We start from the raw sequence: 24076 nt of genomic DNA, 5'->3' as shown, positions 1-24076 counted from the left end.
TCCACAGCACCGTGTGGCCGGTTATCCTTGGCCCTTGTCTACAAGAGGTGAGTGTCGCCATGCTGTTGAATCATGAATTGTCGCAATTGGTGTTGGTGGATTATCAGGCCAAGTTGATGCCAGCCATTCACGACCATGAGTCGGTTCTGAAGAATGCCCGCATTCTGGCCCAGATGGCCAAAAAGTGTCATGTGCCCGTGTTTGCCACCGAACACATGCCCGAGAAAATTGGTGAGTTCGACCCCACACTGGCCGCTTTGTGTAAAGGGCGCTTGCGCAAAAGCCATTTCAGCGCTTGTCCCGAGGGCCTGGTGGACCTGTTGATGGCCAAACCCCAGGCCAGCGGCAATGCCCGCAGCCTGCCCAAGCACCTTCAAAAGGCCAGTGCGGCCGAGCCTCGCAGCAGCATTGTGATTGCAGGCGTGGAAACCCACATCTGTTTGTTGCAAACAGCCCTTGACCTGCTGGACCAGGACCTTGAGGTCTGGGTGGTGACCGATGCCTGTGGTTCACGCACCGAGCGCAACCGCGATGCGGCGTTTGATCGTTTGGCTGGCAATGGCGCTGAACTGGTGACCACGGAAATGGTGATTTTCGAATGGCTTGAAAATGCCGAGCACGAGCATTTTAAAACTGTGCTGGATTTAATCAAATAATGATTTTCTCCTCATTTTGTGGATAAAATAGAATCGTTGTCCCCAAAATGTAGCGAGTATAACCATGAAAAAAATCAATCTGACCGCCATGTCTGCTTCCGAACTTCAGGCCCTGAAATCGGAAATCGAGCGCGAACTGAATCAGCGCAGCGCCAAACTCCAGGCCATTGAAGAGGTCAAGAAACTGGCCGCCTCCAAAGGCTTGAAACTGGATGATCTGCTGGCTGAGCTGGGCGGCGACAAATCAGTCAAAGGCAAACGTGAATTGGGGCCAGCGCCCATTCGTTTCCGTCACCCACAAAACCCTTCATTGACATGGTCTGGCCGTGGCAAACGCCCAAACTGGATGCGCGATGCCTTGGCGGCGGGCTTGTCTGAAGAGTCCATGCGCATTTGATTGTTGAAATTCGGAAAATAAAAAACCACCCGTTTGGGTGGTTTTTTTATTTTATTTTTATACAAATTATGCAATTGACCTGAATTGAAAGCACTCACTTAATTGCAGCGTAATTATTCTGAGTGAGAAATTACTGCTCTGTAGCGTGAAACTCGGTATTGTCCGATTCGCTGCCCTTGGATTCATAACCCAAGCGGACATAAATAGGGGCATAAGGCTCTGCCTGGGTCACTTTCACCAAGCCTTCACGGGTTAATTCCAGCATGGCAATGAAGTTAACCACCATGACAGCCACGCCCCGTGTCGGGTCGAACATGTCAAAGAATTCCACAAACTTCAGGGTTTGCAGGCGGCGTAGAATCATGGTCATGTGTTCCCGCACCGACAATTCTTCCCGCGAAATGGTGTGTGCCTTCACCAGCGAGGCCCTGCGCAAAATGGCCTGCCAGGCTTCTTTCAGCTCGTCCAGGTTCACATCAGGGTACTGAACCACTGTGCTGGGGTCGTGAAAGGCGTGGGCTGTCCAGAAATCGCGGCCCAACAGAGGCACGCGCTCCAGTTCTTGGGCCGCCATTTTGATTTGCTCGTATTCGATCAGGCGGCGGGCCAGTTCGGCGCGCGGGTCTTCAGCTTCGCCTTCGCCTTCCTTGGGAATGACGGGCAGCAGCATGCGCGACTTGATCTCGATCAGCATGGCGGCCATCAGCAGATATTCAGCAGCCAGTTCAAGGTTTCGGCTGCGAATTTCATCGACATAGCTGAGGTACTGGCGGGTCAGCTCCGCCATGGGAATATCCAGAATGTTGAAATTCTGCTTGCGGATCAGATAGAGCAGCAAATCCAGAGGGCCTTCAAAGGCCTCCAGAAACACTTCAAGGGCGTCTGGCGGGATGTAAAGGTCTTTAGGGACATTGAACAAAGGCTCGCCGTACAGGCGCGCCAATGCAACCCCATCGACTGTGTTGGGGGTGCTGTCCGCAGGAGACGGCGAGAGAACCTCGCCAGCCGTTTCGCTCAATTGCTTTGGTACACGTAAGGCTTTTGCGGCACTTTGGACTGCTTGAAGCCGTCTTGCAATTGGCGGTCAAGCTGTTTGTCCCACAGCAGGGATCGGCCTTGCTGTTGTTCCTGATCCAAGTGGGGGCGTTCCTGCTTGAGCTGATTCAGGAATTGAGTGGCTTCAGATTCGTAATGGGCCATGGTTCTGGACACAAAAAGCGGGTAAGCCTTTATTTTAGCAGGTGACTAGCGCTGTGGTGCAGTGTCGGGGCCGCCTTGAAGAATGCTTTTCATGGCCATCTGAAAGCTGTCTGCCGGGTGGTCGGGCCCAAGCGCGTCGATGAATCCGCTGCGTTTGAACAAGGAGAGCGCTTGTGGGTTGGCGCCACACAGTCTGAGGCGAACCCCTTGCTGGTCCAGTTCGGCTTTCAAGTCACGCAAGGCGTCCAGCGCTGTGGTGTCGATTGAAATGGTTTGGTGCAAGTCCAGCAGCACAGTGTGGGTTGATTCGGGCAGGTCGGCGCACAGCGACTCGATCTTGCCGACAACCCCAAAAAACAGCGACCCATAAATGCTGTAGGCCTTCAAACCCACATGTTCCGGGGTTTCGGGCAAGGCGATTGGAATGAACTGCGTCAGGCTGGACACCCGGTAAATGAAAAACAGCGCCGACAAGGCCAATCCCACTTCTACGGCGACGGTCAAGTCCACCACCACGGTCAAAATGAAGGTGGCAAGCACGATGATGCGGTACACCGGGTTGTAGCGGCGCAGGGCCTTGAATTCCGACCATTCGCCCATGTTGATGGCCACAAACATCAGGATGGCCGACAGCACGGGCAGCGGCACATGCGAGGCCAAAGGGGCCGCCAGCACCATGATAAGCAGCAGCGTGAGGGCATGAACCATACCAGAGACTGGTGTTTTGGCGCCTGAGCGAATGTTGGTCACCGTGCGCGCAATGGTGCCCGTAGCGGGCATGCCACCCACCAGCGCGCTGGCCATGTTGGCCACCCCCTGCGCCATCAGTTCCTGGTTGGGGTTGTGTTTGTCATGCGTCATGCCGTCGGCCACACGTGCGCACAGCAGCGATTCCACAGCACACAGAAAAGCGATGGTCAAGATTGGGCCGATCAGCGTTGGCAGCGCGGCCCAGTGAACCTCGGGTATGGCCAGCGCGGGCAGGCTGGCGGGAATCTCGCCAAAGCGGCCTCCAATGGTGTCGACATTCAGCCCCAGCGCCGTGGCGGCTGCGGTGCCACCCACCACCACCACCACACTCACTGGCACTTTGCTAAAGGAGGATGACTTCACCAGTCGAGACCAGCCCAGCAGCACCACCAAGCAGGCCGAGGACAATGCCAAGGCCTCGGTGTTGAAGTTGGGCAGTGCCTGCAGCAGCGCGCCCACCCGTTCAAAAAAATGATCGCTGTGCACGGCAGGCAAGCCGAGAAAGTCGCTGACTTGTGACAAGCCAATGAGCACCGCTATGCCGTTGGTGAAGCCGATCACGATGCTGACGGGCATCAAGCGAACCAGACTGCCCAAGCCCAGCCAACCCATGACGATCAACAGGCCACCGGCCACGAATGTGCTGACCAACAGGTTGACCACCCCATGCTGCTGCACAATGCCCAGCACCACCACCACAAAGGCACCTGCCGGGCCGCCGATTTGCACATTGGCGCCACCCAAGGCGGCGATGATGAAGCCCGCCACGATGGCCGTGAACAGGCCAGCCTGTGGGGGCAGGCCACTGGCGATGGCAAAGGCCATGGCCAAGGGAAGGGCCACGACGCCGACAGTGATGCCTGCCAGTACGTCTTGCCCGAGCAGGGCTTTGTTGTAGCCCCTCAAGCTGCTCAGTAACCGGGGGCGGAACCGCTGCAGCTTGATGGGTGGGGTCATGGTGTGGGGCCTGTTCAGCTGATTTTCATGCCAGGTTTCAACTGCCCCTGTGCGGTGAGCGTGGACAGCGCTGAATCATCCTCAGCCGCTGCACACAGCACCATGCCTTCAGACACGCCAAACTTCATTTTCCGCGGGGCAAGGTTGGCCACCACCACCACGTACTGATTGTTCAGCTGTTCGGGCTTGTAGTGGGCGGCAATGCCGCTGAAAATGTTGCGCGGCTTGGCCTCGCCCAAATCGACGATCAATTGCAGCAATTTGGTCGAGCCTTCAACTGCCTTGCAGTCCAGCACCAAGCCCAAGCGCAGGTCAACTTTGGCGAAATCATCAATGCTGATGAAGTCGCCTGAGGCGGGCTTGTCCGCAGAGGGTTGGGCTGTCGTTGGCGCAGTGGGCTCCAGTGTTTGTCGGTTCGCTTCAATCAGCGCATCAATCTGCTTGCTGTCCACACGCTGCATGAGGTGTTTGAAGGCGCTGATGGGGTTGTCGCTGCGCAGGGGAACTTGTACATCGGCCCATACCATGGGCGTCACGCCCAGCAGTTGTTCGGCATTGGCGGCCAGTGCAGGCAGCACGGGCTTTAAGTACAGCGTCAGCAGGCGGAAGGCTTCCAGACACACGGTGCAGGCCGTGTGCAGCGCATCGCGCTGGTCGTCTTGGCGGGCCAGTTCCCAGGGCTTTTCTTGGTCCACGTAAGCATTCACCGCATCAGCACCGGCCATGATCTCCCGAATGGCTTTGCCGTACTCGCGCTCATCGAAGTGGCCGGCAATGGTGTCGGCCAAACTGCGCAGTTGCAACAGCACCGGGTGCTGCATGGCCTCGGTTTTGATTCGGCCCCCAAAAAACTTGACCAGAAAACCTGCACTGCGGCTGGCGATGTTGATGTACTTGCCCACCAGGTCGCTATTGACGCGTGCGGTGAAGTCCGCAAAGTTCAGGTCGAGGTCTTCCATGGTGGCGTTCAGTTTGGCTGCAAAGTAGTAACGCAGCCACTCTGGGTTCATGCCCTGTTGCAAATAGCTTTCGGCGGTGATGAAGGTGCCGCGTGACTTGCTCATTTTGGCGCCGTCCACAGTCAGGAAGCCGTGGGCATTCACCTTCGTTGGTGTGCGCAGGCCAGCAAATTTCAGCATGGCTGGCCAGAACAGCGCGTGAAAATAGAGAATGTCTTTGCCAATGAAGTGAATCATCTCGGTTTGCGTATCGGCGCGCAGGAAGTCCTGATAGTCCACACCGATGCGTTCGCACAGGTTTTGGAAACTGGCGAAATAGCCTACTGGCGCGTCCAGCCACACATAAAAGTATTTGCCCGGCGCATCGGGAATTTCGAAACCGAAGTAGGGCGCATCACGGGAAATGTCCCAGTCGGCCAGTTTGCCGCTGCCTGCTTCACCCAGCCATTCTTGCATTTTGCGGCTGCCTTCAAGTTGCAGGCGGCCCGGTGTTTGGGTCCATTCACGCAGGAAACCTTCGCAGCGCGGGTCGGACAATTTGAAGAAATAATGGTCCGAGCTTTTGCGCACCGGGGCTGCGCCCGACACGGTCGAATAAGCGTTTTTCAGTTCGGTGGGCTGGTAGGTGGCGCCGCACACTTCGCAGGAGTCCCCATACTGGTCTTTCGCGCCGCACTTGGGGCATTCGCCTTTGATGAAACGGTCGGGCAGAAACATGGCCTTGACCGGGTCATAGAACTGCTCAACAGACCGGGTTTCAATCAGGCCTTCATCGCGCAACCGTTTGTAGATGACTTCGCAGTGCGCTTTGTTTTCCGGGGCGTTGGTGGAATAGTAGTTATCAAAGCCCACCAAGAAGCCTGCGAAATCGCGCTGATGTTCCACGCTGACACGGGCGATGAGTTCCTCGGGGCTGATGCCTTCCTTCTGGGCCCGCAACATCACTGGGGTGCCATGGGTGTCGTCGGCGCACACATAGTGCACTTCATGCCCCTGCATCTTCTGGAAGCGAACCCAAATGTCGGTTTGAATGTATTCAACCAGGTGGCCCAAATGAATGGCGCCATTGGCGTAGGGCAGGGCGGAGGTAACCAGTATTCGGCGTGTCACGGTGTTTGCAGGCGTATTGTTGCTTAAAACTCTATTGTACGCGTTGCTTGGGCTCTGGCATCTGGATGATGCTCATGCCTTGAGAATCTGGATCATCGAATAACTGCTGATGCCTGCCTCACGCATCGGGGTGGGGTTAATCCAATGGACCCGCATGTTAGGTATAAAGAAGAAAGTTAAATTCAACCCATATTGGGCTACCCGTTGTGACAGATCTGAAATCCAGCGACAAAGCGATCCATCCGCATTCAGTACCTTCAGAGGCCCATCATTCGTCTACTGCAAGTTATTCAATGTCCCGAAACTTGACCAGACGTCTGCGAGAACTAGGGGTATCAATCTGCTTCTCCTCGTATCAATCAGGACTTCTGCACACGGTCGGCTCTGGGCCTGACGGGATATCTCAGGTACAGCACTGCGCGGTGCGCAAACCCATGGGTTTGCATTACAGCCCGGGGGATGGGCTGTTTGTGGCCTGTAGCGACCATATTCTTCGGTTTGCAGATGTTCTTCGTCGAGGCGAGTTGGCCAATGAAATATTCGACGCCTGCTTTTTGCCCAGGACCACCCACCATACCGGGAACTTGGATGCACATGACCTGTCCCTCGCAGCGGATGGTACCCCGATGTTCGTCAATACGCGCTATAACTGCCTGTCACGATTGTCCACGATCCACAGCTTCGAGGTGGTATGGAAGCCCACGTTTATTACAGCGATCGTTCCTGAAGATCGCTGCCACCTCAATGGTTTGGCTATGCTTGATGGTGCCCCCGCGTATGTTACTGCGGTCAGCCGGTCCAATGTGATTGACGGGTGGCGTGATCGCCGTCAAGGCGGCGGGGTGGTTATCGATGTTCGCAACAACCAAATTGTTTGTGAAGGTCTGTCGATGCCACACTCCCCGCGCATTCACAACGGGACTTTGTGGCTCTTGAACGCAGGTAAAGGGGAGCTGGGGTATGTCGACCATGCCCCTGGGTTACCGGGCCGGTTCGTGCCCAAGGCTTTTTGTCCCGGCTTTTTGAGGGGGTTGGTGCTGGTCAAGAATTATGCATTTGTGGGTCTGTCCAAGCCGAGGTACCAGCGTTTCGAAGGTTTGGAGCTTGATAATCGGCTCAAGGAAGCTGACAGCGAGGCTTGGTGTGGTGTCCAAGTGATCGACATCAACACAGGCGTGTGTGTTGATTGGTTGAGGATCGATGGTGGGGTTACCGAGCTGTATGACGTTATTGCGATTCCTGATAAACAATGCCCATTTATTCGTTCGCCGACAACGATGGGAGATGATCCTGTCGTTACATTTGAGAGGTGAATCAGTTGGTTCATCGTGTGCTTCAGCCGTACACAACGACTCGTTCGGACAGAGAGTCGAAGCTTGGGCAAATTGGTGGAATTGTTTGGTTGACTGGGCTCTCTGGTTCCGGCAAGTCGACCATGGCAGACGCTCTGGATGTTCAGTTAAATGAACTTGGCTACCACACTTATGTCCTGGACGGGGACAACATACGGGCTGGGCTGAACTCAGATCTTGGTTTCTCTGAGGGAGATCGTCGGGAAAGTACTCGCCGTGTTGGCGAAGTGGCTCGGCTGCTTGTTGATGCGGGTTTGATCGTTTTGGTCGCAATTATTTCCCCCTATGAGAAGGAAAGGGCGGCAGTGCGGAGAAATTTGCCTGAGGGCTGCTTCGTGGAGGTGCACTGCGATTGTCCGCTGGAGGTGTGTATCACCCGTGATGTAAAAGGGCTTTACGCTAGGGCCATCGCGGGGGAAATCGAAGATTTCACTGGGGTTAGTGCTCCCTATGAAACACCCTCGTCCCCCGAGGTGTACCTTGATACCTCACGCATGTCCGTTGACCACTGTGTAACTAAAGTGATTCAGGGGATCTCAGGCTGGTTACGGAGGCACAACACTTTTGTCTAACCCAGCATGCACTCCGTCGCTGCAGTATTGCCCCTTCGTTGTTGCACGCTAGAATCCCGCCCTACAACTCGATTTTAAGCGATTGACTATGAGCAAAAAGGCGTTGGTGCTGTTTTCAGGCGGCCAAGACAGCACTGTCTGCTTGGCCTGGGCCCTGTCCAAATTCGATCATGTCGAAACCATCGGCTTTGACTATGGCCAGCGACACCGGGTTGAGCTTGAGTGCAGGCTGTCAGTGCTGGATCAGTTCAAAGACCAATTTCCACAATGGGCCAGCAAACTGGGGGAAGACCGAGTCATTGACTTGTCCTGGCTCGGCCAGATTTCAGACTGTGCGCTGACTGAAGAACGGCAGATTGAACTGTCCGCCAACGGACTGCCCAACACCTTTGTCCCTGGACGCAATCTGGTGTTCTTCTTGATATCCAGCGCGATTGCGTACAGGCGTGGTTTGGACACTTTGGTGGGCGGCATGTGCCAAACCGACTTTTCAGGTTACCCAGACTGCCGTGAAGACACCCTCAAAGCCTTGCAAGTGGCCACCAACCTGGGCATGGCCAGCAGCTTCCGCTTTGAAACTCCGTTGATGTGGATCGACAAAGCCGACACCTACGCCTTGGGCAACACCTTGGGCGGCACTGCTTTGCTCAACATCATTCAGGAATACACCCACACCTGTTACATGGGCGACCGCAAGCAACGGCACGAATGGGGCTACGGATGTGGCACATGCCCGGCCTGCGAGCTGCGCAAAAACGGATGGGAAAAGTACAAACTTCAGTCAAATCAAACGCTTGAAAACTATTGATGTAAAAAATGCCCAAAGCAAGTACCCATGCGGTTTTGCACAAGATTTAAGCAACGGCAAATTTCTTGTCTTTTTTTCAAAAAGTATTTGACAGCAGTTATTTTTCAGCTATAATTTCGTTCTCTCGACGACGCACTGTTGTCAAGAACGCGGGAATAGCTCAGTTGGTAGAGCGCAACCTTGCCAAGGTTGAGGTCGCGAGTTCGAGCCTCGTTTCCCGCTCCATATTCGAAAAAGGGGAAGTTGATACTTCCCCTTTTCCACGTCTGGGGGAATGTGTTTTATTCCCATCAGGTGCACCCTTGGCGGGGTGGCAGAGTGGTCATGCAGCGGACTGCAACTCCGTGTACGCCGGTTCGATTCCGACCCCCGCCTCCATTACACCCGATCTGGCCCGGGTGGTGAAATTGGTAGACACAGCGGACTTAAAATCCGCCGCTTACCGTAAAAGGGGCGTACCGGTTCGATTCCGGTCCCGGGCACCACAATCAAACCCTAATGTGATGTAAGCGTTGCTTAAACCAGCAATAAAAAAGCCCGCTTTGAACGGGCTTTTTTACTGCTGGTTTGCGAGATTGGCGGTCTGTCAGCTTGCCAAGCCTGCTGAAATGGCGTATTTGACCAACTGAACACTGGAATCCAGGCTCAGCTTTTGCAGCAGGCGGGCGCGATACGCGTCGATGGTGCGGGGTGACACTTTCAGCAACTCCGCAATCTCACGGCGTGGACGGCCTTGGGCAATCAGAGTCAGTACCTGGCGCTCGCGGCGGGTCAGTTGGGTGCTGTCTTCTTCATCGCCAAAAGTGTTGACGCTGCCACTGGCTTCGTTGCGGTCGCCAGTACTTGCTGCGGCTGGCCGGGCGTTGGCCAGTTCCTGGGCCAGGTATCGGCGGCCTGACGCCACCATGTCAATGGCTTCCCGCAGGGTTTCAACCGAAGACTGACGGCCTACACAGGCCCAAACGCCCGCTTTGAAGGCCATGGCCAGAATGTCTTGGGCGCTGCCTTCGCACACCAGAACAATACGGACATCCAGATAGCGCTCACCAATGTGTTGCACCACGTGTTCGCCGTGCTGGCTGCCACGTTCCAGAGTAACTACAACAATGCGCGTCTCTGCGCTGGCCAAATGGTTGTCAATTTCTGCAATGGTGGTTCGGTTGGTCACGAACATGGGTTGCAGGCTGACGGTGCGGTTGTGCACCGGTTGCTGCTGGGGAAGGTTGTCCCGTCCGACCACGGGTCGTCCAGCCATCATTTTTTCGTTCGTCATGGTCCCACCCATAGTAGGCTGGCTTGGCCAGCTCGATCGAATTGTCATCTCGGTCTACGCCCCGTTTGTTTGTGGATGCTGAGAAGTCTTTTTTGCTGTTCTTCGCCTATTACTGACCAGAATGTGAAATTGGATTCAAGTTTTGTCGGTAAAACTGAATGATTTATTTCACATGTATGCACGAAAACTGTGCACAAACAGGGGTTTGTCTGTCGGTAAATGCTGGAAAGGGACTGGTGGCCCTCCTCAACATTTGCTAGTATCACTTGACTGAGGGATACCGAGCAGTTACATCCTTGGTATGGGGGATACCTTAATGGGTGGATTAGGCCCGGAAAACCCCCCTTTTTGTGGGACCCTCCGGGACCTCCCAGAATTACATTACTACTACACAGGCCCGCACAGCGGCTTGAACAGGACTCTCGGGGACCTTTCTTGAAAGAAGAACTGGCTGCATTGATCGAGCGTATCGCCAAGCGGGACCGCGCTGCATTTGAGGAGTTGTATCGCCTCACCTCGCGCAAGATGTTCGCTGTGGCGTTGCGTATCGTCCGGGAACCCGGGATGGCTCAGGATGTCCTTCAAGATGCCTACATACGCCTCTGGCGTTATGCCCACACCTTCAATGCCAAGTTGTCCGCGCCGGAAACCTGGCTGCATCAAGTGGTGCGCAACCGCGCGCTCGACCTGATCGCCCAGCAGGGCCCGACACTGAACAGCATTTCCATCGACCAGTTTGCTGACCCCGATGAAGCGGAGCAGGTGGTGTTTGGCCATGCCCATGTGCAGCCCTCGGATGAGCATGACTCCGGCAGCATCATGAGAACCTGCGTGCAGCGTCTGGATGGCAAGTACCGCCAGGTGCTGACATTGGCCTACAACCACGGCATGAGCCACGCGGAAATCGCAGAGCATTTGAATGTGCCGCTGGGCACCGTGAAAACCTGGGCCCGCCGAGGTTTGCTGGAACTGAAAACCGTCTACGACCAATACCAAACCGAAATGGCTGCGCTGGCAATGTCTTCCGTGCGCAACAGCCGGGTGGATGTTGAGCAACCGGGCTATCTGGCCTGAAAGGAGTTGCACATGAATCAGGATGATTACAACTGGCTGGCCGCCGATTACGTGCTTGGCGTCATGCGCGGGCCCGAAAAAGCCGCGTTTGAAGCGCAAATGCAGCGCGAACCAGCCTTGGCCGCCTTGGTGTTGGACTGGCAAAAACGCCTCAGCCTGATTGACTCAACTCAGGCGGCCCATCCAAAAGTGATGAGCGATGCCGAGATTGATGCGGCGCTGGGACTGGTCCTGGAAAGGGTGACCAGGGCTTTGGACGCCGAAGGCCATGCCGTGCGCACCGAGGATAACCCTCTGGCTTCAGTCGGAAAAGACCAACTGGCCGCAATGCGCCCGGCAGTGGTGCGGTTGATTGCCTCTTATCTGGTGGTGCTGGAGCGTTTGAAACTTCAGCAGCAAAAGCTTGTGGGCGCTTCGTCGCCTCTGTAATTGACTGGAAACGTGTCGATGTCTGTCAAGTATCTCTTTAAAGAACGTCTGGAGGCGCTGTGGAACTTCGGTTTGAAACCGCAGGCCCACAAGACCGCTGACGAGCCCGGCACGGAGCTGGTTCAGTTGCCCGAGGGCAACACGGTACAGCAGGTGATTCGTGGGGCTTTGCCCTTGCTCAAACGTGCCGCCTTGCTGTCGGTGTTTGTGAACTTGATTGCTTTGTTTCCCGCGGTGTTCTCGCTGCAGGTCTATGACCGAGTCATTTATCGCTCCGGGCTGAACACGCTGGTGGCTTTGCTGATCGGTATGGCCATTATTTTGGCGGCCGACCTCATTTTGCGTTCGTTCCGTGCCCGGGTACTGCGGGTGGCCGCCGTGAAAATTGATGGGCAAATTGCCAGCCTGTTGATGAACAAGATCCTGTCCATTCCATTGCGCCAACTGGAGGCCCGTTCCACGGCCGCTTGGTATGCACTGTTTAAGGATGTAGACACCGTTCGCGTGGTGTGGAGTGGGGCGGTGGCCATGACGCTGCTCGATTTGCCCTTCGCTATTCTGGCGTTGGCTTTGATCGCCACGGTGGCACTGCCTGTGTTGCCCGTGGTGTTGGCAGGTTTGGCCGCATTGGCTGCCTTGGCTTGGTACAGTTCGGGCGAATTCCGCAAGCGCCGTGTGGAAGAGTTTGCGCGTGCCCGCCGGCGCGACGAAGTGCTGGCTGAGGTGTGTCGCGGTCGGGAAGCCATCAAAAGCCTGGTTCAGGACGAATCCGCCAAACGCGCCTGGGTCGGCAGCTACAACGCCTGGGTGCAGGAATCGTTCCAGAAAAACGGTGAGATGGAAGACCAGCGTGAGCTGTCCACCTCCATCATGCTGTGCGTGAACGTGGCCATCACGGCCGTGGGCGCGGTTGCCGTCATCAACCAATGGATGACCGTGGGTGGCTTGATTGCCGCCAACATGATGGCCAGCAAATCCATCGGCCCCTTGGCCTCCCTCATCGGGCACTGGCGCTCCATCGCGCATTCCCGTGAAGCCACAGACCGCTTGAACCAAGTGTTCGACTCCGAAGGCGAAAAACAGCACACCGGCTTGGTGTTGCCCATGCCTTCCGGTGCCTTGCGCCTTGAAAATGTGAGCTACCAGCATTTGGGGGCTCAAAAAGAAGTGGTCAAGTCCGTGTCCGCCCAGATTGGCCCGCGAGGCATCTATGGATTGGCTGGTGACAACGGTGCGGGTAAGTCAACCTTGCTCAAGTTGTTGCGTGGTTTGTACGAGCCACAGTCAGGCCGAATCCTTCTGGACGAATACGACCTGTCGCAGTTTTCCCGCCAAGAATTGGCCCGCTGGATTGGTTTCTTGCCCCAAACTTCCCAGTTGTTCGAAGGCACGATTGTGGACAACCTGCGCCGTTCAAACCCGGATGCCACGGACGAGCAGATTCTGCTGGCTGCCAAACGCTCTGGCGCCCATGACTTCATTGCAAAAATGCCCAATGGGTATATGACTGAAGTGGGCGAAGGTGGTAACCGGCTGTCCGGTGGTCAACGCCGCCGAATCGCAATCACGCAGGCATTTCTTTCTGACGCGCCGGTGCTGCTGCTGGACGAACCCACCAATGACCTGGATTTTGCGGCTGAAACCCATCTGATGGCGGTGTTCAAAAGCCTGGCCACGGTTAAAACCATTGTGATGGTGACGCATTCGGTTCGCTTGATGTCCATCTGCGACAAGATCATTTACTTGGACAAAGCCTCCAAGTTGCACGTCGGTTCCACGCCTGAAATGCTCAAGCTGCTGTACGGCATCTCTGTGCCCAAACCCGTGCCAGCGGTGGCTGTCAAGCCGGCGGTGGCTGGTGTTGAACCCGCTCAGGTTGGTTCTTCGGAGCAGGGTGAGTCAGCCGACAATGACAAACTTGAACCGGGCGGTCAAGCCGCGCAAGCGTGATGAACGAGTTAAGCAACATGAGCAGCAACAAATCCAACAATGCACTGGCGGAAGTGCCCAAGACCGATCCGCGTGTGCTGGAAGTGCCCGCACTGTACAAACCCACAGGCGGAGGCTTTGACACAAAAAGCCGCTTTGCCCTGGGCTTGATTGCGCTGGCCTTGTTTGCTTCCTTGTTCATTCGCGTAGACCAGGTGGTGACCGCCCCTGGCAAGGTGATTCCCTCTTCCCGCGTCAAAAGTATTCAGCACTTGGAAGGCGGTATTGTCAAAGAGCTGGCGGTGAAAGAAGGTGATGTGGTCAAGGAAGGGGCGGTGCTGGTTCAACTGGACCTGGCCACCTCCGGCATCAACATTGAAGAATTGAAAAGCCGCCGTGCGGCCTTGGAAATGAGCAGGGCCCGCTTGCTGGGCGAAGCATCGGGTCGCCAGCCTGAGTATCCACCGCAAATTGTCAAAGACTTTCCTGAGTTGTATCGCACTGAGCAATCCACGTATGTGGCCCGCATGGCTGAACTCAGCGGTGTGCTGTCTGTGAATTCAAGCCAGATGGAAAGCAATCAAGGCAAGGTTGGAGAATTGCAGGCCAAATTGGAAGGTTTGCAAAACCGGGCCACCACATCGCTGCGAGAATTGGAAATCACCAAGGAATTGGTGCGCGAACGCCTGGTGTCGCAGTTGGAATACCTCGCCAAAAAACGCGACTACGATTCGTTGTTGGCCGAGGTGGCCTCAATCAAGCAAACCATCGCCTCGGCTCAAGCCTCTGTAGGCGAACGTCGTGCGCGCAAGCTGGAAGAAGAGGGCAAGTTCCGTCGCCGAGCTGCGGATGAGCTGACCACGCTGGAGCGCCAGTTGGCCAGCTTGAAGGAAGACATTGGGCGTGCTTCAGACCAGCGTGACCGTGCCGTGATTCGTTCCCCGATTGATGGCGTGGTGAAAAACCTCAAGCTTCAAGCGGTGGGGAACGTGGTTCGCCAAGGTGAGCCCATCATGGAAGTGGTGCCCGTGGATGAGGTACTGGTGGTGGAAACCCGCTTGTCACCTGCGGACCGTGGTTATGTCAGCATGGATCAGGAAGCGCAAGTGAAGGTGTCTGCCTATGACTTTCTGCGTTACGGTACCTTGCCCGGTAAAGTCAGCCAGATTGCTGCGGACACTGATGCTGGAACCGAGGACACTGGGCCCTTTTACCGCCTCATCGTCAGCACCGACAAGTCATTTTTTGGAACACCGCAGGCACCTCTGCGAATTTCACCGGGGATGACCGCTGAAGTGGACATCAAGGTCGGTTCGCAGCCGTTCATTTATTACTTGTTGAAACCCGTGTTGAAGCTCAAGAAAGAAGCCTTCCGCGAACCATGATCCGAATGAACGCCAAACCTCGACTGATTGCCCATTGCATCGCCTTCGCGCTTGGCGCAGCGGCCTGTTTTCCTGTCACGGCACAAAACCTGAGCAAGCAGGCAGGCGTGCCTGGCCCTGCCCGCCGGATTCAGCCCGCTGAGGCGGCGAATATGAGTATTCAGGACCAAGCCAAGCTGCGGTTTCTGAACATGCTGCGCACAAACCCCGAGATTGTGACTTCGCGCATCAATGTGAATGCATCGGAATACATTGAGGACGCGGCCAGGGCCGGGTACTACCCCAAAATTTCCGTGGGTGCCAATGCCAGTTCCAGCTCCACAGTCACTAACCGCCAGTCTACCGACATCACAGTGACTCAGCCGGTTTACTCCGCAGGTCGAATTGGCGCGCGTGTCGACGCGGCGTTGTCTGACAAAACCATCGCAGATGGGCAGTTCAACCGCACAGTGCAGGATGTGGTGCTTGACGGCTTTATTGCCAGCAACAATTTGTCCCGCAACGCTTTGTTGGTTGAGGCTTCCCGTGCTGCCGAGTCCGCTGTGGCTCAGTTGTTGGCGCTTGAACAAAAGCGGGTGGAGTTGGGCGGCAGCGGTGTGACTGATGCGCAATTCGCCAAAGCGCGATTGGCTGTGACCCAGGATCGCTTGGTCAACTACGAAGGCCAATTGGAAGAAGCCAAGGCCACGTACTTCCGTTATTTTGGTGCCTACCCAGAGGGCTACAACGTGCCCGAGCTGGAGGTCAAACGCACCCAGATGCCCGCCAATCTGGATGATGCGGTCAACAAGGCAGTGTTTGGCAACCCGGAAATTCGTGTGGCTGAGTATCAAATCACCAAGGCCCGCCACAATTACAAAGCCGAGGATGCCAGCTTGTACCCCACCTTGAACGTGGTGGGCATTCAGCAGTTTTTTGGTGAGAAGGACCCGTTCACCGGTAAAACCAGTGACAGTTCGGTCAACCTGCGTTTGGCGTACAGCGCTTTTTCGGGCGGCGAACAAGTGGCCAAGGTGAACCAGGCTGCGGCCACCATCGACACGCGTCGGGCTCAGTTGGCAGCCACCCGTCTGCGCATCGAAGAAACAGTTCGCTTCCAGTGGGGCAAATACATCGCCGCCACCGGACGCTCCAACACCTTGCGCGTGGCTTACAACGATTCTCTGCAAGTGTTCAAGAACCGCAAACGCTTGCGCGATTTTGGCCGTGAGACTGTGATCGTGATGCTGGATGCGCAGGTGGAATACTTCAACGTTTTGATTGCCTACATCAATGCGGTGTTTGACTCGCGCGAGGCCGGGTTTCGACTGATGCATGCCACCGGGCAATTCATGCCCACCAGTGGTGCTGAAGCAGAGTGGTTTGCCCAGTTTTTCGCTCAGCAAACCGAACGTAGTCGCCTCGAAAAAAGCCTGCAGGAAACTGCGGACATTGCGGCGGCCCCTGCAGATGAAGAAATCGCCCAGCGACTGGGTTTGACTGTGAATTCCCGTGATGTCAAACAGGCCAATGAATTTACTTTGACTCAGGCCCAGCGCCTGCAGATTCAGCGTGATGCCGAGAAGGCGAGGGTGTCGGTGTCTGAGACTGAAAAGGCCAACATTCCCACCTTGAAACCCGCGCCGATTCTGGATCCGCGTTTCTATCGGTAAAACCTTGATTGTTGTCGGTAAAGTGCGCACAATAGGCCAATAAAGCGCACTTTTACTGGGCAAATTGAATCATCAGTTGTCCTTGTGTCCTGCGACACTGAAAGTGCACATAACCGATGGTGCGGCGTCTTTGATGCCCACCCACTGCGGCAGGCACGACATGGCAGACACCACACGCACCCAGACCAACACCATTTCCTTCGGGTCAGAGACCAATTGGGGCAGCACCGAGTTGGCCTTGAGCAAACCCGATGCCTTGAACATGCAGATTCTGCAGTCTACTGTGGACCATGTCAGCGGTGAGCTTCAGCATCTCGGTGGGCAGCCCCTGCCCGGTACTGCTCCCGTCTCGCCGACCGCGCCATCCGCCTTGCCCTCCAGCGCCGCTTTGCCACCTGCATTTTCAGGCTTGGGTTTGAGTCAGGGAACGCTCGCTGGGCTATCCCATGTGGCCACAGGCATGGGTTTGACTGCGGCCATGGCCAGTGCAAGCGCTGCAACCTTTGGTAAACAAGGCACTGCGGAGTCGATTGTGCAAACATTGGCTGGCGGTGGCGGTCACTCTGCCGCCTCGGCATTTCCTGTTGAGCGCCTTGCCGATTCACTGCCCTTTCTCAAAGGTGGTACCGACACGTCTGGTTTGCCGGTGAGTGCGGAATTTCAGCAGTTGATGGCGAGCCTGACTGACCCGGCGCATGCCATGAACCAGATTCAAAACCTGTTGCCTCCAAATGTCACTTTGGACAACGGGGCCAATGCCCTGGATATTCAAACTGCGATTGATGCGCTGACCACGCAGTTGACCATGCTTAACCAGGTGTTTGACCCGTTAATGGACAACCTCAATGGAGAGGTTCAGTCAGCTGCGGGGCAGTTGATGCTCTCCTCCGGTGAGCAACTCAGCGAATTCATTCAGTCTTCAGCAGTGGACCTCACCAATGGTTTGAGCAATCTCTTGGGGCCAGACGCGCAACTGAATCCGCTAATCGGTAACCTCATGGACGTGGGGTCTACAGTTGATCAAGTGGTGTCCATCATTGGTGGTTTGCCCGATGTCATTCAGTTGCCCGGCCTTGAGCCCGTTGCCGGAGTGATTGACGGGATTTTGACCCCCGTAACCGACATTCTCAATCCGGTCCTGGACCCGGTGACTGGTGTACTCGACCCAGTCACCGACATCCTGAACCCGGTGACAGATATTCTCAACCCAGTCACTGATGTGTTGAATCCTGTACTTGAGCCAGTCACAGGTGTTCTCGATCCTGTCACTGATGTGCTCAACCCTGTGTTGGACCCTGTCCTAGATCCTATTGACGGTTTGCTTGGGGGGGTATTGGGTGGTGGATTGCCCGGCGGCGATTCTTCAAGCTCTGGAGACCTTGGTGGCGGCTTGGCTGACATCGGTGGCTCGCTGGCCAGCGGGATTTCATCGGGCGCAGGCGATTTGACCCAGGGCCTCACTGGCTTGCTGGATGGCCTTGGGCACCCCAAGTAAGCCCAAGCTTCCGGGTTGAATCGATTCGGACATCGGGTATTTGCTGAATCCAAAACCGGCCTTGTGTCGTATAATTGACATAGCCACGGTTTTTTTTCAGACCCATGTCCAACAACACCATACGCATCAACGTTACCGAAGGAGCCACCGAAGTTCATGGTGAGCTGCTTGACGTCTCGCGTGCAGCCAGTTTGCAGGTGTTCAGTTCGGACGCAATTGCCGACAAGGCGGGCTGGACGCTTCGGATCGACCCAGTACACGGTGCAGTTCGGCCGGGGATGTGGATTGAACAACCGGAGCACGCCGTCAGTGTGGGCGAGATCCGCTGTGTATCTGCCTCCTGCGTGAGTGACGTCTCTTTCATGGCTGATCACGCCGGTTCCGCGTTCCACGCTGACCTGCTGATTGGTGGGTATGAGGCACATCTGGCCCCCATTGGGATGGAGCAACACATCATGACATCGCTTCACGGTGATCTGAACCAGGCGCTGCCCCGCATCGAGGAAGCCCTCAGCGGGAAGCTGGGTTTGGCCGAGTTGACCCAACTGATCGCTGATCTTCAAGGGCAGGTACTGGAATTGACCTCAGTGTCCACCGATGTGTTTGGCAATGTGTCCTCTGAAGTGAATCAGATTGTGACCGCTTTGCAGGATGTGGATTCACTCAGCCTGCTCACCTCCTTGAGCGTTGACTCAGCCGCCCTGGCCGATTTGGACGCCTTCGGCATGCATGGCACTTTGGCCTCGGCCACCACGCTGGATGGCCTCTTCACCAGCCCCGAGTCTTTCCCGCTGACCCTGGATTTCTCTACGCCACACCACGTGTCAGAAGCCACTGAAGTGTTCGCTTCGGCCGCCTCGTCCATCAGCAGTGGTGCATCCATTCAGTCCGACGGTTTTGGAACCTCGGACTTCCCCGGCAATACCGACCTTTCCTGATTGTTTACCGACCGAAGGTGATCACGTGGTCGAGCGCCAGCTTGATCCCGATGGGTTCGCCGATTGCATGATTGTGGTGGCTGGGTACCAGCGCCAAGACATGGGCACCGCTGTCCAACGCCAAGGTGTAGAGGAAATCCGCGCCACGGAATGACTTGCGCACCACGCGCGCCTGTTGCGCGCTAGCGTCGTCGTGAATGATGTCGTCGGGGCGGATCAACACATCAAACTGACCTGACATTGGCAGTGCAGGGTCGTTCGTTTCAATCTCACCCAATTCAATCTTGATGCCTCGTGTCGTTCGCTCCCCGGGCAGGAACACGCCTTGCCCAATGAAGTCAGCCACCATGCGGGAAGTGGGTTGATGGTACAGGCTGTAAGAAGACCCCCACTGAAGCAATTGGCCTGCGTCCATTACACCAATGCGGTCAGCCATCGCAAAGGCCTCGTGTTGGTCGTGAGTCACCAGAATGGCACTCATGCGCTCGGCTTTCAGAATCTCGCGCACTTCGAAAGTGAGCCGCTCTTTCAACTCCACGTCGAGGTTTGAGAAAGGTTCGTCCAGCAGGATCAGGGTGGGTTTCGGGGCCAATGCCCGGGCCAGGGCCACGCGTTGTTGTTGCCCGCCTGAAAGCTCATGCGGAAAGCGGTCTGCCAGTGGTTGAAGGCCTATCAGCTCAAGTAACTGGTCGGCCCGTGCCCGTCGTTCAGCAGCGTCCCATTTGTGCAGGCCAAACTCGATGTTCTTGCGCACCGTCAAATGCGGAAACAAGGCGTAGTCCTGAAACACAACACCGACATTGCGTTTTTCAGGGCTGGTGACTTTGCGTGGCTGGCTGGCCATTTGCCCATTGATTTTGATTTCCCCTTCAGTGGGTGGAAGGAAACCTGCGATTGCCCGAAGCAGGGTGGTTTTGCCGCAACCGGATGGGCCCAGCAAACAGGCAATTTCGCCCTGTTCCAAATGAAACGACACCGACTGCACCGCCGCTTGGTCAGCGTTGTTGTAATGAATACTCAGTGCGTGAACCTGTAAGGCGAGGTTGGCTTCAGTCATGACGGCGGCTTCGATGGGCAGGGCACTTGTGCTTGCATGGTGCAGTTTTGTGGGCACCTTGTCGTTGTGTGGTCAAGCGTACAAGCGCAATAAAGTAAAATCGTTCTCACTTCTATTTTGCCACGCTCCGGCCTGCACCATTCATGAATCTGGGGATTCGAAGCCGCATTTCTGTGTCCGCCTTGGGCGTCCTGCTTCTGGCGCCGTTCGTGTATTTGTTGGCGATGGCAGCGGGAAGCCTGTGGACTGCACCGGACGTGTTGGCACACCTGATCGACACCATTCTGGCTGATTTGGTGGTGCAGACCACGCTGTTGTGCTGTGGGGTGGTGGTGCTGACCAGCACCATGGGCGTGCTGCCCGCTTGGTGGGTCAGTGCCCACGAGTTTTCCGGCCGCCGCTGGGTGGAATGGCTGCTGATTTTGCCCATGGCCATGCCTTCGTATGTCATCGCATACGCCTACACCGACGCGTTTCAGTATTCCGGTTTTGTCCCTTCAACGCTGAGGCAATTGCTCGGCCCCGGCTTTCGCCTGCCTGAGATTCGTTCACTGGGTGGAGCCGTGTTTGTGCTCAGCTTTGTGTTGTACCCGTATGTGTACTTGATGGCGCGTGCTGCGTTCATGGGGCGCAGCCCATCCATGTTGGATGCGGCGCGCTCCTTGGGCTACAGCGCAAGCCGTGCATTCTTCAAAGTGGGTTTGCCGGTTGCGCGCCCGGCTTGGGTGGCCGGGCTGGCCTTGGTGTTGATGGAAACCTTGTCCGATTACGGGGCCTTGTCCTATTTCGGCGTGCAAACATTCACCACAGCCATCTACAACACGTGGTTGAACATGGGTGACCGGGCCAGTGCGGCACTGCTCTCAGTGGCGCTGCTGGCGGTGATGTTGGGCCTGATTGTGGCCGAGGGGCGTGCCCGCGGCCGCGCGCAGTTTTACACCCAGTCTGGCAAAGGCCAAGCCCCGTTGCGCAGGCCCTTGAAGGCTTGGCAGGGTTGGGTTGTCTTGCTGTTGTGTGTCATGCCCGTGGTGTTGGGCTTTGTGACTCCGGTGGCAGTCATGTTGAAACTGCTGGTGCATGTGGACACCACCGTGGATTGGGGCAGGGCAGGCAAATGGGTGTGGCATTCCGCGTTGCTGGGGGTGATTGCGGCGTCGGTGTCGCTGGCCTTGGCGGTGTTTCTGGCGTATGTGAAACGACAGCGCCACCGGTGGTGGGTGGGTGCTGTGCACCGTTTGGTGGCTTTGGGTTATGGGGTACCAGGGGCCATTCTGGCCATCGCAATTTTGTTGCCACTGGCCACTCTGGACCGCTGGACATACGCTTTGGGGCTTGGCCTGCCCGCCATCACCGGCAGTGTTTTTGCACTGGTGTATGCGTACAACGTGCGCTTTACTTCGGCTGCATTGCAATCGGTGGATGCAGGTTTGTCGCAGGTGACCCGTCACATTGATGAATCTGCACGGGTGCTGGGGCGCAGTGCGCGGCAGGTGCTTTGGCAAGTGCATTTGCCGATGCTGCGCGGGTCGTTGGCCACCGGGGTGTTGTTGGTGCTGGTGGATGTGATCAAAGAGCTGCCCGCCACACTGGTGCTGCGCCCTTTCGATTTTGACACCTTGGCGGTGGTGGCCCACCAGTTTGCATCCGATGAACGCTTAACTGAAGCGGCGGTGCCGTCACTATTGATTGTGTTGGTGGCCTTGGTGCCCATCGTGTTGTTGATGCGGCAAGGGGCCCGGCAATCCAGGCCACGTGCCGACACCATGGGCCACTGACACTGGGCCAAAACCAATGGCCCAGCGTGCCTCAGTGCAGTTGCATGGTGTTGGGCAATTCCGAGTCTTCAGGAAGCTCCGCATGCATCAGTTCGCCTTCCGGGTTGGGGTACAGCGGTGAACCGCAGTCCTCGCAGTACTCCAGCGGGAAGCGTTCTTCCAGCACATGAATCTGCCGGATGCCCACTTCCTTGAGCAAGCCTTCAATTTTGGAGCGGATCACAGGGTTGTCCGGTTCGCTCTCAATGTCGCGTTCATACACCGGGTCGGGTTCGTTGCCGTACTCTTCCCCAATCAGGGGCCACACCACGCCGTGCACGATGTCGGGGTTGCCTTCCAGTGAAAAACCGATGCGGTATTCTTCGATTTCGCCACGGTCCACGAAAGCGCCCACACTGGCAATGATCTTCTGGGGTGGAACATCCAGCGCACTTTCCAGAAATGAGGCCGATGCGCGCACGGAATACGCACGGGCTTCCTTTTCAGCCTCGCGGCATGCGTTGTACAGGCCATTGGGCAGCATCAATTCCAGAATGCAGCCCGGCATTACTTTCTGAAGCGCTTGGCTGCCCACCAACCGCCAATTGGCCTGCACTTCTTCTTTACTCAGCAAAGTGCCGTTGCTGTGGCTTTCCGTCTGCCATTTGAATGCGGGTTGCCCGGCCGGCACAGCCACCGCACCAATCAGGTAACGCACATCCGACAGAAAACTCTGGGTTGCTGGCAGGTTTTCCGTGTCGATGCGCACCAAGGCTTGGTCGATGGCGGCTTGCCCAAGTTGACGGGCCAGTTCGGCCGCAGCCGTATAGCTTTCGGGCAGTTGATCAGGGCTGAACAGCATGTTGGTCAGCACCAGGTGGGCATGCTCGGACAGCACATTTTTCTGAATCAGTTCCGTGAACTGGGCCACTGTGGGAGCATCAATTTTGCCCGAGGGAATGTTGTAGGTGGACCAAGCCATGATGGGCGCGGCCAGCAGCAGGATATCCTGGCTGCCATCGCCCAAGGCAGGCGATTCCACCGTGTTTTCGATGGCAAAAGCCAATTCGTCGTAGGCCCTGTAATGGGTGTTGTACAGGTAATCCAGGGTTTGAGTCAGTGTGGTGTCACTACGGCCTTCCAGTATTGGCATCAGGGTGGCGAACAGCTTTTTCTTCCAGAACCGGCGCTCCAGTCGACTGCCCGAATCCGCCAGCAGAATTGCCAGGTTGGCCAGTGGTTTGGCGTATTTGGACAGTTTGGAACGGGAAGTGGTGTTGAGCGGTTTGCGGCGCATGGGCAGTCCTTGAAGATGTACAGCCCATTGTAGTACGAGATATTCACGCCCCGGCACAGTCAGGCCGGGGCATGCTCATTCTTGCCGGGTTACCAGCGTGTTTCACGCAGGTTGGATTGGTCATTCAGCCCGGGGCGTACCCACTCCGGCGGTGCCCACAGGTGTTTAACACGCTGAAGAAGGGGGCCGGGTTTCAGCACGTCCGAGAACATGTCACGCCATTCATGCGTGTTCAGCGTCCACAGGTTATTCGACTTGGGCTGGCGAACAATGCCGTACTCCACGGCCTCTTCTTCAGGCTCGAAGGTGCCGAACAGACGGTCCCAAATGATGAGGACGCCACCATAGTTTTTGTCGATGTATTGCTCATTGCGACCATGGTGCACACGGTGGTGGGCAGGTGTGTTGAACACAAACTCGAACCAGGCAGGCAGGCGTTTGACGGCTTGTGTGTGCACGAAGTATTGGTAACCCAAGTTGACACCGTAGGCCAGCAGCACAGCCCACACCGGGTAGCCCAGAATCAGCATGGGCGCCCAGAAAATCTGATGCAGATTGACGGCATAAAACAGGCTTTGGCGCATGGCGGTGGTGGTGGTCATGTTCTCGCCGCTGTGGTGAACCACGTGCGCACACCAAAACCAGCGAATGCGATGGCTGGCCCTGTGGAACCAGTAATAACAGAACTCAATGCCGAACAGCAAACCCAGAAAATTCAGCGGAGTGACTTCAATGGTGGCCACACGGAAGCTGTAAAGCCATTCCATGAACACGCTGACGAACAAGGCATACCACACCACCTCCATGGCTTGATAGGTGCCGCCCAACAGCATGTTGGTGATCACTTCCTTCTTGCGAAAGAAAAACGATTGACCCTTGCGTTTCAGGTAGAGGTACTCAACCGCGGTACCCAGCAGGAAGAAGGGGGTCAGCAGGCTGAGAAACACCTGTTTCCAGTCCGGGTCCGGACCAAAAAACAGGTGGATCATCGGCAATGCGTCCTGAATCAAATTGTCCATTGGGCGTCTCCAT

The 24076-nt window shown here is 56.2% G+C and carries 21 protein-coding genes and 3 tRNA genes; 16 read left to right on the top strand and 8 right to left on the bottom strand.

The genetic code is table 11. The annotated features are described in order from the left end of the window. Positions 1-59 precede the first annotated feature (59 nt). A complete protein-coding gene (locus ACK4FF_RS06475; RefSeq protein WP_409706154.1) occupies positions 60-656 on the top strand; it encodes an isochorismatase family protein in 597 nt (198 codons plus the stop codon). Between the two features lie 64 nt (positions 657-720). Next, complete coding sequence (locus ACK4FF_RS06470; RefSeq protein WP_409706150.1) at positions 721-1053, top strand: H-NS family nucleoid-associated regulatory protein; 333 nt, start codon at positions 721-723, stop codon at positions 1051-1053. 130 nt (positions 1054-1183) lie between these two features. Here ACK4FF_RS06470 and ACK4FF_RS06465 read toward each other — a convergent pair whose 3' ends face one another. From ACK4FF_RS06465 to metG, 4 genes are read right to left on the bottom strand one after another with little or no spacing between them, the layout of a single operon-like run. Continuing rightward, positions 1184-2071: a segregation and condensation protein A gene (locus tag ACK4FF_RS06465; RefSeq protein ID WP_409706147.1), complete on the bottom strand. Its 888-nt coding sequence runs from the start codon at positions 2069-2071 to the stop codon at positions 1184-1186. Then, positions 2068-2253: a DUF3460 family protein gene (locus ACK4FF_RS06460; protein ID WP_409706144.1), complete on the bottom strand. Its 186-nt coding sequence runs from the start codon at positions 2251-2253 to the stop codon at positions 2068-2070. Before ACK4FF_RS06460 ends, ACK4FF_RS06465 begins: the two co-directional genes overlap by 4 nt. 45 nt (positions 2254-2298) lie before the next feature. Beyond that, positions 2299-3960 (bottom strand): SulP family inorganic anion transporter, encoded by a 1662-nt coding sequence (locus ACK4FF_RS06455; RefSeq protein ID WP_409706141.1) that lies wholly within the window; start codon positions 3958-3960, stop codon positions 2299-2301. Positions 3961-3974: 14 nt separating this feature from the next. Further along, positions 3975-6029: a methionine--tRNA ligase gene (gene metG, locus ACK4FF_RS06450; RefSeq protein WP_409706138.1), complete on the bottom strand. Its 2055-nt coding sequence runs from the start codon at positions 6027-6029 to the stop codon at positions 3975-3977. A 293-nt stretch (positions 6030-6322) separates the two neighbouring features. Here metG and ACK4FF_RS06445 point away from each other — a divergent pair, with 293 nt between their 5' ends. The 6 genes from ACK4FF_RS06445 (at position 6323) to ACK4FF_RS06420 (ending at position 9246) form a co-directional block, all read left to right on the top strand. Next, positions 6323-7342 (top strand): TIGR03032 family protein, encoded by a 1020-nt coding sequence (locus ACK4FF_RS06445; RefSeq protein ID WP_409706615.1) that lies wholly within the window; start codon positions 6323-6325, stop codon positions 7340-7342. After that, entirely contained in the window at positions 7339-7953 is a 615-nt protein-coding gene (gene cysC, locus ACK4FF_RS06440) for an adenylyl-sulfate kinase (protein WP_409706135.1), read from the top strand. Before ACK4FF_RS06445 ends, cysC begins: the two co-directional genes overlap by 4 nt. Positions 7954-8041: 88 nt before the next feature. Further along, on the top strand, positions 8042-8761 hold the full coding sequence (queC, locus tag ACK4FF_RS06435) for a 7-cyano-7-deazaguanine synthase QueC (RefSeq protein WP_409706132.1): 720 nt from the start codon (positions 8042-8044) through the stop codon (positions 8759-8761). Positions 8762-8910: 149 nt separating this feature from the next. Continuing rightward, positions 8911-8986, top strand: a tRNA-Gly gene (locus ACK4FF_RS06430). A gap of 79 nt (positions 8987-9065) precedes the next feature. Beyond that, a tRNA-Cys gene (locus ACK4FF_RS06425) sits at positions 9066-9139 on the top strand. A gap of 14 nt (positions 9140-9153) precedes the next feature. Next, positions 9154-9246: transfer RNA gene (locus ACK4FF_RS06420), tRNA-Leu, on the top strand. 101 nt (positions 9247-9347) lie between these two features. On the opposite strand, the gene ACK4FF_RS06415 is transcribed toward ACK4FF_RS06420, so the two are convergent. Continuing rightward, complete coding sequence (locus tag ACK4FF_RS06415; protein ID WP_409706129.1) at positions 9348-10034, bottom strand: LuxR C-terminal-related transcriptional regulator; 687 nt, start codon at positions 10032-10034, stop codon at positions 9348-9350. A gap of 435 nt (positions 10035-10469) precedes the next feature. Here ACK4FF_RS06415 and ACK4FF_RS06410 point away from each other — a divergent pair, with 435 nt between their 5' ends. The 7 genes from ACK4FF_RS06410 (at position 10470) to ACK4FF_RS06380 (ending at position 18936) form a co-directional block, all read left to right on the top strand. Further along, entirely contained in the window at positions 10470-11108 is a 639-nt protein-coding gene (locus ACK4FF_RS06410) for an RNA polymerase sigma factor (RefSeq protein WP_409706126.1), read from the top strand. Between the two features lie 12 nt (positions 11109-11120). Beyond that, positions 11121-11537, top strand: a complete 417-nt coding sequence (locus ACK4FF_RS06405; protein WP_409706123.1) for a hypothetical protein — start codon at positions 11121-11123, stop codon at positions 11535-11537. 18 nt (positions 11538-11555) lie between these two features. After that, on the top strand, positions 11556-13487 hold the full coding sequence (locus ACK4FF_RS06400) for a peptidase domain-containing ABC transporter (protein WP_409706120.1): 1932 nt from the start codon (positions 11556-11558) through the stop codon (positions 13485-13487). Between the two features lie 17 nt (positions 13488-13504). Then, positions 13505-14851: an HlyD family type I secretion periplasmic adaptor subunit gene (locus ACK4FF_RS06395; protein ID WP_409706117.1), complete on the top strand. Its 1347-nt coding sequence runs from the start codon at positions 13505-13507 to the stop codon at positions 14849-14851. 5 nt (positions 14852-14856) lie between these two features. Continuing rightward, complete coding sequence (locus ACK4FF_RS06390) at positions 14857-16503, top strand: TolC family protein (protein ID WP_409706114.1); 1647 nt, start codon at positions 14857-14859, stop codon at positions 16501-16503. Positions 16504-16663: 160 nt separating this feature from the next. After that, positions 16664-17998, top strand: a complete 1335-nt coding sequence (locus tag ACK4FF_RS06385) for a hypothetical protein (RefSeq protein ID WP_409706111.1) — start codon at positions 16664-16666, stop codon at positions 17996-17998. A gap of 104 nt (positions 17999-18102) precedes the next feature. Continuing rightward, positions 18103-18936: a hypothetical protein gene (locus ACK4FF_RS06380; RefSeq protein ID WP_409706108.1), complete on the top strand. Its 834-nt coding sequence runs from the start codon at positions 18103-18105 to the stop codon at positions 18934-18936. A gap of 4 nt (positions 18937-18940) precedes the next feature. Here ACK4FF_RS06380 and ACK4FF_RS06375 read toward each other — a convergent pair whose 3' ends face one another. After that, the gene (locus ACK4FF_RS06375) at positions 18941-19993 is read right to left on the bottom strand and encodes an ABC transporter ATP-binding protein (protein WP_409706105.1); all 1053 of its coding nucleotides are present in this window, start codon (positions 19991-19993) and stop codon (positions 18941-18943) included. Between the two features lie 143 nt (positions 19994-20136). Between ACK4FF_RS06375 and ACK4FF_RS06370 the strand changes: the two genes are divergently transcribed. Continuing rightward, on the top strand, positions 20137-21768 hold the full coding sequence (locus ACK4FF_RS06370) for an ABC transporter permease (protein ID WP_409706103.1): 1632 nt from the start codon (positions 20137-20139) through the stop codon (positions 21766-21768). A 31-nt stretch (positions 21769-21799) separates the two neighbouring features. Here ACK4FF_RS06370 and ACK4FF_RS06365 read toward each other — a convergent pair whose 3' ends face one another. Beyond that, positions 21800-23044 carry a DUF2863 family protein gene (locus ACK4FF_RS06365; protein ID WP_409706100.1) on the bottom strand — a complete coding sequence of 415 codons (1245 nt, stop codon included), beginning with the start codon at positions 23042-23044 and terminating at the stop codon, positions 21800-21802. Positions 23045-23133: 89 nt separating this feature from the next. Next, positions 23134-24063 (bottom strand): sterol desaturase family protein, encoded by a 930-nt coding sequence (locus ACK4FF_RS06360; RefSeq protein ID WP_409706097.1) that lies wholly within the window; start codon positions 24061-24063, stop codon positions 23134-23136. Between the last annotated feature and the right edge of the window lie 13 nt (positions 24064-24076).

Source organism: Limnobacter sp. (assembly GCF_046297615.1).
Classification (GTDB): domain Bacteria; phylum Pseudomonadota; class Gammaproteobacteria; order Burkholderiales; family Burkholderiaceae_B; genus Limnobacter.
Note: the sequence above shows the minus strand (reverse complement) of the source record. Positions and strands in the feature narration are given on the sequence as shown.

What these genes read in the sequence shown, in the direction of transcription:
- ACK4FF_RS06455 (WP_409706141.1), bottom strand. Translation starts at nt 3,960, where the DNA reads ATGACCCCACCCATCAAGCTGCAGCGGTTCCGCCCCCGGTTACTGAGC.
- queC (WP_409706132.1), top strand. Translation starts at nt 8,042, where the DNA reads ATGAGCAAAAAGGCGTTGGTGCTGTTTTCAGGCGGCCAAGACAGCACT.
- ACK4FF_RS06475 (WP_409706154.1), top strand. Translation starts at nt 60, where the DNA reads ATGCTGTTGAATCATGAATTGTCGCAATTGGTGTTGGTGGATTATCAG.
- ACK4FF_RS06380 (WP_409706108.1), top strand. Translation starts at nt 18,103, where the DNA reads ATGTCCAACAACACCATACGCATCAACGTTACCGAAGGAGCCACCGAA.
- ACK4FF_RS06370 (WP_409706103.1), top strand. Translation starts at nt 20,137, where the DNA reads ATGAATCTGGGGATTCGAAGCCGCATTTCTGTGTCCGCCTTGGGCGTC.
- ACK4FF_RS06365 (WP_409706100.1), bottom strand. Translation starts at nt 23,044, where the DNA reads ATGCGCCGCAAACCGCTCAACACCACTTCCCGTTCCAAACTGTCCAAA.
- ACK4FF_RS06360 (WP_409706097.1), bottom strand. Translation starts at nt 24,063, where the DNA reads ATGGACAATTTGATTCAGGACGCATTGCCGATGATCCACCTGTTTTTT.
- ACK4FF_RS06470 (WP_409706150.1), top strand. Translation starts at nt 721, where the DNA reads ATGAAAAAAATCAATCTGACCGCCATGTCTGCTTCCGAACTTCAGGCC.
- ACK4FF_RS06400 (WP_409706120.1), top strand. Translation starts at nt 11,556, where the DNA reads ATGTCTGTCAAGTATCTCTTTAAAGAACGTCTGGAGGCGCTGTGGAAC.
- ACK4FF_RS06375 (WP_409706105.1), bottom strand. Translation starts at nt 19,993, where the DNA reads ATGACTGAAGCCAACCTCGCCTTACAGGTTCACGCACTGAGTATTCAT.
- ACK4FF_RS06405 (WP_409706123.1), top strand. Translation starts at nt 11,121, where the DNA reads ATGAATCAGGATGATTACAACTGGCTGGCCGCCGATTACGTGCTTGGC.
- ACK4FF_RS06390 (WP_409706114.1), top strand. Translation starts at nt 14,857, where the DNA reads ATGAACGCCAAACCTCGACTGATTGCCCATTGCATCGCCTTCGCGCTT.
- ACK4FF_RS06415 (WP_409706129.1), bottom strand. Translation starts at nt 10,034, where the DNA reads ATGACGAACGAAAAAATGATGGCTGGACGACCCGTGGTCGGACGGGAC.
- ACK4FF_RS06445 (WP_409706615.1), top strand. Translation starts at nt 6,323, where the DNA reads ATGTCCCGAAACTTGACCAGACGTCTGCGAGAACTAGGGGTATCAATC.
- ACK4FF_RS06385 (WP_409706111.1), top strand. Translation starts at nt 16,664, where the DNA reads ATGGCAGACACCACACGCACCCAGACCAACACCATTTCCTTCGGGTCA.
- ACK4FF_RS06460 (WP_409706144.1), bottom strand. Translation starts at nt 2,253, where the DNA reads ATGGCCCATTACGAATCTGAAGCCACTCAATTCCTGAATCAGCTCAAG.
- ACK4FF_RS06395 (WP_409706117.1), top strand. Translation starts at nt 13,505, where the DNA reads ATGAGCAGCAACAAATCCAACAATGCACTGGCGGAAGTGCCCAAGACC.